At 66.3% G+C, this 6,982-nt stretch carries 7 protein-coding genes and 1 other RNA gene; 4 read left to right on the top strand and 4 right to left on the bottom strand.

Annotation, left to right across the window (positions count from 1 at the left end):
• Positions 1–121: 121 nt before the first annotated feature.
• An RNA gene (gene ffs / locus V5A53_RS01775) (signal recognition particle sRNA) lies at positions 122–436 on the bottom strand.
• Positions 437–618: 182 nt separating this feature from the next.
• Here ffs and mvaD point away from each other — a divergent pair.
• The 4 genes from mvaD (at position 619) to V5A53_RS01755 (ending at position 5,428) form a co-directional block, all read left to right on the top strand.
• Complete coding sequence (mvaD, locus tag V5A53_RS01770) at positions 619–1,593, top strand: phosphomevalonate decarboxylase MvaD (protein ID WP_332311842.1); 975 nt, start codon at positions 619–621, stop codon at positions 1,591–1,593.
• Positions 1,594–1,886: 293 nt separating this feature from the next.
• On the top strand, positions 1,887–3,722 hold the full coding sequence (locus tag V5A53_RS01765; RefSeq protein ID WP_442928616.1) for a cation:proton antiporter domain-containing protein: 1,836 nt from the start codon (positions 1,887–1,889) through the stop codon (positions 3,720–3,722).
• Between the two features lie 44 nt (positions 3,723–3,766).
• Complete coding sequence (locus V5A53_RS01760) at positions 3,767–4,588, top strand: YqcI/YcgG family protein (RefSeq protein WP_332311840.1); 822 nt, start codon at positions 3,767–3,769, stop codon at positions 4,586–4,588.
• Positions 4,589–4,681: 93 nt separating this feature from the next.
• Positions 4,682–5,428, top strand: a complete 747-nt coding sequence (locus V5A53_RS01755) for a DUF429 domain-containing protein (RefSeq protein WP_332311839.1) — start codon at positions 4,682–4,684, stop codon at positions 5,426–5,428.
• A 15-nt stretch (positions 5,429–5,443) separates the two neighbouring features.
• Here V5A53_RS01755 and V5A53_RS01750 read toward each other — a convergent pair whose 3' ends face one another.
• From V5A53_RS01750 to V5A53_RS01740, 3 genes are read right to left on the bottom strand one after another with little or no spacing between them, the layout of a single operon-like run.
• Complete coding sequence (locus V5A53_RS01750) at positions 5,444–6,346, bottom strand: mechanosensitive ion channel family protein (RefSeq protein WP_332311838.1); 903 nt, start codon at positions 6,344–6,346, stop codon at positions 5,444–5,446.
• Positions 6,343–6,591: a YhbY family RNA-binding protein gene (locus tag V5A53_RS01745; protein WP_332311837.1), complete on the bottom strand. Its 249-nt coding sequence runs from the start codon at positions 6,589–6,591 to the stop codon at positions 6,343–6,345. Before V5A53_RS01745 ends, V5A53_RS01750 begins: the two co-directional genes overlap by 4 nt.
• Positions 6,592–6,639: 48 nt before the next feature.
• Positions 6,640–6,912: a ribonuclease P protein component 4 gene (locus V5A53_RS01740; RefSeq protein ID WP_332311836.1), complete on the bottom strand. Its 273-nt coding sequence runs from the start codon at positions 6,910–6,912 to the stop codon at positions 6,640–6,642.
• Between the last annotated feature and the right edge of the window lie 70 nt (positions 6,913–6,982).

The following is a 6,982-nucleotide window of genomic DNA, read 5'->3' as shown; positions in this document are numbered from 1 at the left end:
ATCGAAGTGGTTCGAGAGTCGCCGACGGCGACTCTCGTCATCCAGCGAATCGCCTCCGGCGATTCGCATGGATTTTTGCCGGCAAGCCGGCGGCTACCCGTGCAAAAAGTTCGGAATGAATGGTTGGACGCCGGGGGTTGCCTGGCCGTTCCAATGCGGGGAGTCCCGCTTGCCTCCTCGGCCCCGCGACCCTACGGGCGACAGCTGTCCGTGGGCCCGCTGCTCACTTCCGTGCCTGACGGATTACCCACGGTTAACTCCGGCTGAACGTCCTTGCAGACGCCAGCCCGGAGACCGCTGCCCTCGTAGGACGAGGCTTCGACGTTGGCTTGCGGGGCCCGCACTGGTCGGGCCAGACGAACCCCGGATTCGGTCCCCGCTAAAGACCATAGCGCGGGTAGCGAGCGGGGCCTAACCGCCCGACCTGAGTCCAGATTATCGTAGACGGTTCCGACTTAAGTGTCTTTCGTCAACCGACACGACCGCTGTCCGGTGGTTTTTTCGAGGCCCGAACACGGCCGGGAGAAGCCCGCTCGATGCGGTTCGTCCCGAACTTCGGCGTGTCGACGGAAGAGCCGACAACGAAACTGCCAAGACGCCTCCGCCGGACCTGCGGATATGAAAGCGACCGCCAAGGCGCACCCGATTCAGGGCATCGTCAAGTACCACGGGATGTTCGACCACGAGTTGCGGCTCCCGTACCACGACTCGATCTCCGTCTGTACCGCGCCGAGTCACTCCAAGACCACCGTCGAGTTCGACCCCTCCCGGGACGCCGACCAGTACGTGGTCGACGGCGAGGTCCTCGAGGGCCGCGGCGCCGAGCGGATCCGTGGCGTCGTCGACCGGGTCCGCGAACTCGCAGGCATCGACGAGCGCGTGCGCTTCGAGTCCGTCAACGACTTCCCGACGAACATCGGCTTCGGCTCCTCGGCGTCCGGGTTCGCGGCCGCGGCCGTCGCGCTGTGTGCCGCCGCCGACCTCGACCTCTCTCATCCGGAGATGTCGACCATCGCTCGCCGCGGGTCGGCGTCGGCGGCACGGGCCGTCACCGGCGCGTTCTCACATCTCCGCACCGGCAAGGACGACATCGACTGCCGCTCCGAGCGCATCGAGACGGGCCTCGAGGAAGAGTTGCGAATCATCGGCGCCGAGGTCCCAGCGTTCAAACACACCGCGGCGGCCCACCGCGAGGCCGCCGACAGCCACATGTTCCAGGCGAGGTTGGCCCACATTCACGAGCAGATAGCGACGGCCCGACACGCCCTGCGCGAGGGGGACTTCGCGACGACCTTCGAGACCGCTGAACACGACTCGCTGTCGCTGGCGGCGACAACGATGACCGGCCCGGAGGGCTGGGTGTACTGGAAACCGGAGACGCTGGAGGTCTTCGAGACGGTACGAACCCTCCGCGAGGAGGAGGACGTGCCGGTCTACTTCTCGACGGATACCGGTGCGTCGGTCTACATCAACACGACAAACGAGTACGTCGACCGGGTCGAGGAGGCCATCGCCGACCTCGGTATCGACACCCACGTCTGGGGCGTCGGCGGCCCCGCAGAGGTACTCGACGGGGACGAGGCCCTGTTCTGAGTTCCGCCCACCGTTCGACGCGTTCGGTGACGCGCGACTGGTCTCCTCCAGTGGTATAGAAGATACGGCGGATGATCGGCTCGTCTAGTTCTTTTAAATATCCGTCTCGGGCAGACGCGGCCATGGAACCAGTACTGCCGGTCGTCCTGTAGTTCGGCCTCGCCGTGGTGGTCCGCGCCATCGTCGTGTCGTTCGTCGTTCGACCCATCTTTTTCGGGCCGTCAACCGACGGCATTTACAGGGGAATTAATTACTCACAGTCCGGGGACCAGTACGTGGCCGACCCGATACCGATCATCGCGAGCATTCTGGTTCTCGGCATCGTCGCGCAGGTGCTCGCACACCGACTGCAGATCCCGAGCGTGCTGTTTCTCATCCTCATCGGGCTTGGGTTAGGGGATTTCGGCCTCGGTCTCGTCACTCTGGAGACGTTCGGCGACGGGCTGGGCATCGTCGTCGGACTGAGCGTCGCCATCATCGTTTTCGACGGGGCGTTTCACCTCCACCTCGACCGATTTCGGGAGGCGGAAACGGCGACGGCGAGGCTCGTAACGGTGGGCGCCGTGGTCACGTTCGTCGGCACATCGCTGGCGGTTCACTACATCGTCGGCGCCGAGTGGCCCACCGCGCTGTTGGTCGGAGCGCTGTTGGTGGCGACGGGACCGACGGTCATCACGCCGATACTCGAGGTCGTCCGGCTCCGCGAACACGTCGCCTCCGCGCTAGAGACGGAGGGCATCATCAACGACGTGACCGCGGCCATCGCCGCCGTCGTCATCTTCGAGGTGTTCGTCGTCGGCGACGGGAGCATCGTCGACGGGCTCACGATCTTCGCCGTTCGGTTCGGGCTCGGTATCGCCTCCGGACTGGTCGTCGCCGGAGCCGTCTACGGCGTGCTACGGGCCGATCTGACGCCGGGGCGTGGCCCACGGACATCACGGTTCATGCTGCTCGTGGCCGCCGTCGGCTCCTACGGGGTCGCCGAATCCTTCGCCCCGGAAGCGGGTATCGCCGCCGCCGCCACCGCCGGCATCCTCCTCGGGAATCTCCCGCTTGCCCACAGGGAGACGATGGAGGTGTTCGGCCGCGATACGACGCTGGTCGTCCTCTCGTTTGCCTTCATCTCGCTGGCGGCGCTCATCGACCTCGGCGCCATCACCGCCCTCGGCGTCAGCGGCATCGGCGTCGTCGTCGCCGTCGCGCTGGTCGTCCGCCCGCTCGTCATCGCGATCTCGACGATCGGCATCGAGCGGTTCACCCCGAGCGAACGGCTGTTCTTGGGTCTCGTCGCCCCACGGGGTATCGTCCCCGCAAGCGTGGCGACGCTTTTCGCCGTCGAACTGGCCGAAAGCGGCGCCGGCGGGGCCGCCGAGACCCTCCTGGGAGCGGTGTTCATCGTCATCTTCGCCACCGTCGTCATCGAGGGCGGCTTGGCACGACAGATCGGGGAGTACCTCGGAGTCACACCTATGCGCACCATAATCGTCGGCGGCGGCCGGGTCGGCCGGTCGCTCGCCACACGACTGGAGGATAGAGGCGAGTTCGTCGTCATCGTCGAACACGACGCCGAACGCGTCGAACAAACACGCGAGGCCGGCTTTACCGTCCATCACGGCGACGGAACCGAGGCCGATGTGCTCCGGACGGTCGGTATCGAGGACGCCAAAAGCGTCGCGGCAACGACCGCGGACGACGACCGGAACCTGCTGGTCTGCCAGCTCGCCCGCTCGAAGTTCGGCGTCGAGAACGTCTACGCGCGAGTCAACGACCCCTCGAACGTCGCCGCCTTCGACACCCTCGATGTGACCGCAATCGACGCATCGGAGGCCACCGCCCTGGCGATGGACAACGAGATCGAGCGGCCGGCCATCGCCCACTGGATGACGCAACTCGGCGACGGTCACGACGTCCAGGAGACGCGAGTAACCGCCGGCGACCTCGTCGGCAAGACCATCCGCGAGGTCAACTCCGAAATTCCGGACGGCTGTATCGTCGCCGTCATCGGCCGCGACGAGGACGCCCACGTCCCGGACGCTGACGAGGCCCTCGAGGCCGGCGACCACATCACGTTCCTCGGCGATACCGAGGCGGTCCGCAGGGCGGTCAAACGGTTCCACCCCCACGATTGACCGAGAACGGAACGTTAAGGGCCCACGAAGTCCCACGAACACGTATGAACGAGCAGGGTATGCAGTCGCTTTTGGACCACGACACGATGGCCGAGCGTGTCGAGTCCGGCGAGGTACCCGAGTGGGCCCGAGCGCACTTCGAATCCTTCACCGACGGTCTCACCGGCGAACGGAACGACACGCCGTTTCCCTGCTTTTTCGGCACGGAAGCGGTCAAGAACGGCGAACTCCTCTATACCTGTGTCCCGTCGATGAGCGACCGAGAGGCGCTGACGGCCCTCGGCGAGACGCTGCTGGAATACCTCGACACCTACGAGGACTACGCCGACCGGGCCTCGCTGGTCGCCTTCTTCCGGCCCCCGGAGCGACCGATGGCGGAGGCCGACTACCACGACACGCTATGGCACATCCTCCAGTTCCTCCACGTCCATGACCCGGAGCCGTGGCCCGACCACATCCCAACCGAGCCCGACGACCCGAAATGGGAGTTCTGCTTCGGCGGCGAACCAATGTTCCCGACCTGTCGGGCGCCCTTCTACGACACCTACAAGAGTCGGTACTGTCCCATCGGCCTCGAGATCACGTTCCAACCCCGAAAGCTGTTCGAGGACCTCAACGTCACCGCCGACTACGAGCAGGGACAGAACGCCCGCGAGGTGATTCAGGACCGACTCGAGGGTTACGACGGGGTCTGTCCCCACGCTGACCTGGGCGACTGGGGCAACGAGGGCGACCGTGAGTGGCGCCAGTACCTCTTCCGAGAGGACGATTCGCAGGCCCCGGACGAGTGTCCGATGACCGTCACCCGGGAACATCCGAAGACCGACCACCTCATCGGCAACAGGCCGTCAGTTTCGGCGGACTGACCCGGTCGGTAGCCGACGAAACGACGGACGGGCGCACGACGCTCGTCCGACGACGGCGATACACCTACGTGCGCGCAGTTGCAGGATACACCCGTGAGCGATTACTACGTCGGTGCCGTCGCCCGCGGCGGCGTCTGGCTCGCGGTCGCCTACACCGACGAGGGCTACGACCACGCGGCGGTCCTCGATGGGGTCGGCGAGCTATGGGCTCGCTACGAGGAGACCGCCGAGCGCGTGGCCGTTGACGTTCCCATCGGGCTGGAATCGACGACGGCACCACGGCCGAACGAGGCCGCGGCCGTCGAGTTGCTCGGCGAGCGTCGCGAGGCCCTCATCCCGGCACCGGTCCGGGAGGCCGCCCGCAAACAGCGCTACCGAGCGGCCGCCCGCGTCCACGAGCGCAAGACCGGCCGCGGCCTCTCGCAGGCGGCCTTCGAACGCGCCCACGTCATCGCCAGCGTCGACGAGTTCATGACGACCATCGACGAGGCCCGGCCGGTGTTCGTCGAGGCCCTGCCGGAACTCTGCTATCGCGCCTTTGCTGGCGAACCGCTCTCCTACGCCCCCGCCGTCGCCGCCGGCTACGCCGAACGCATGCGCATCCTCGCGGGGTTCGACCGCGACGCCCCGCCGACCGTCCAGTCGGTCGCCGAGGCGACCGAGGGCCACGCAGTGCCGATTCCGGCCGTCCTCGACGGCGTCGCGCTCGGCCTGACGATGCGGCCCGGCCCCGGCGACCTCCGGTCGCTTCCGGCCGACCCGCCCACCGACGAGAATGGCCTGCCGATGCAGTACGTCTACCGGAGCGAAACGCCGCTGACGGCCGGCGAGACGGCCTGAAAAAGAAGTCCGTCGCTACGATTCGGCGACCGGGCCGTCGGCGAACTCGATGCCGCCGGTGAGGGTCCGGTGGGGATAGGGGATGTCGATGCCCTCCTCGTCGAACCGCTGTTTGACGTTCTGGACGTACTCGGCACGGGTCTTCACGAAGTCCGAACGGGAGGGATTCGAGATCCAGATGCGGGACTGCAGGCCGACCGAGGAGTCGCCGAGTTCGGTCAGGCGAACCGAGGGCTCGGGGTCGTCCATGATGCCGTCGTGCGCCCGGGCCTCCTCGAGGATGATGTCGGTCGCCTGCTCGATGTCGTCGTCGTAGCCGATACCGAAGACGAACTTCAGACGGAGTTTGTCGGCGTCGACGGGGTTTTTCACGACGTTGTCGGTCAGCTGGGAGTTCGGCACGGTCAGCAGCTCGTTGTCGAACGTGCGCAGGCGCGTGACGCGGAGACTGATGTCCTCGACGATACCGGACTGGTCGCCGAACTCGATCCAGTCGCCGATTCGGAACGGCTTTTCGGTGAAGATGAAGACGCCGGCGACGAAGTTCTTGAGGACGTCCTGCATCGCGAAACCGATCGCCAGCGTCGCGGCGGCGGCGATGGTCGCAAGCGAGGTCAGGATGTTTCCTCGCCCGGCCGCGCTGAAGGCGATGGCGACGGCGACGAAGACGACGATGAAGAAGACGACCTTGTTGAGGGGTTTCTTGGCGTGCGTGTCGAGTCCCCGACGGTCCATCGCCCGGTTGACGAGCGGGATGACGAAAGCCCGACCGGCGATATACAGCAGGACGAAAACGAGGATACCCTGAACGGTGTAGCCGATCGGGTCCCCGATGGCCGGGTCGATGTTAAAAAAGTCGTTCAGGAACCGGCCGACGAGGCTCGTAGCCGCGTCCGTGGCGGCCTGTAGCGGCATCATCGACGGATCACCGCCGTGTGACCCCGCGTATCGAACACCTCAGCGCCGACGCGGTCGGCCAACTCCTCGGCCAGTTTCTCGGTGGTCGTCCCGCCCCGGGCCGCCCGGAGGAACTTCACTTTCACCAGTTCTCGGTCGCCCAACTGGTCTTTCAGTTCGTCCACCACCGGGTCGAGTCCGGACTTGCCCACCCAGACCGTGACGTCCAGGTCGTGGGCCCGCTTTCGCAGGTCGTTATCCGACATATACCCGCGTTCGGTTCCCTCTCTTAAAAGAGTGGCAGACACGGCCGTTCAGTAGGGGAACCGTGCCTGCTCCCCACAATCACAGGTGACGACCACGTGGCCGTCCTGCGTTCGTACCCGCGCGTTCCGGCCGGGGACCAGATACGCGTCACACGCGTCGCAGGTGAATCGCTTGAACCGCTTCGGCAGCGACAGGCGGTTCCGCTCGGCGACCCGCCTCGCCCGACGCACGTACCGGCGCGCGAGGTCGTCGTCGCCCTCCCGGGCGGCTTGCCGCGCCAACTCGTGTAACCGCTCGATGCGCTCCTCGGCGACGCTCACGGCCCGTCGTTCTCGGCGCCCGCGTTTAGGCGTTCCGTGATGGTTCCGCCGGTATCGTTTCCCACCGGGT

Source organism: Natronomonas sp. (assembly GCF_036625485.1).
GTDB lineage: Archaea > Halobacteriota > Halobacteria > Halobacteriales > Haloarculaceae > Natronomonas.
This window is presented reverse-complemented; position numbering and strand designations above follow the sequence as displayed.

Excerpts from the sequence above, each read along its gene's own strand:
- V5A53_RS01745 (WP_332311837.1), bottom strand. The coding sequence starts at position 6,591 with ATGTCGGATAACGACCTGCGAAAGCGGGCCCACGACCTGGACGTCACG.
- V5A53_RS01750 (WP_332311838.1), bottom strand. The coding sequence starts at position 6,346 with ATGATGCCGCTACAGGCCGCCACGGACGCGGCTACGAGCCTCGTCGGC.
- mvaD (WP_332311842.1), top strand. The coding sequence starts at position 619 with ATGAAAGCGACCGCCAAGGCGCACCCGATTCAGGGCATCGTCAAGTAC.
- V5A53_RS01760 (WP_332311840.1), top strand. The coding sequence starts at position 3,767 with ATGAACGAGCAGGGTATGCAGTCGCTTTTGGACCACGACACGATGGCC.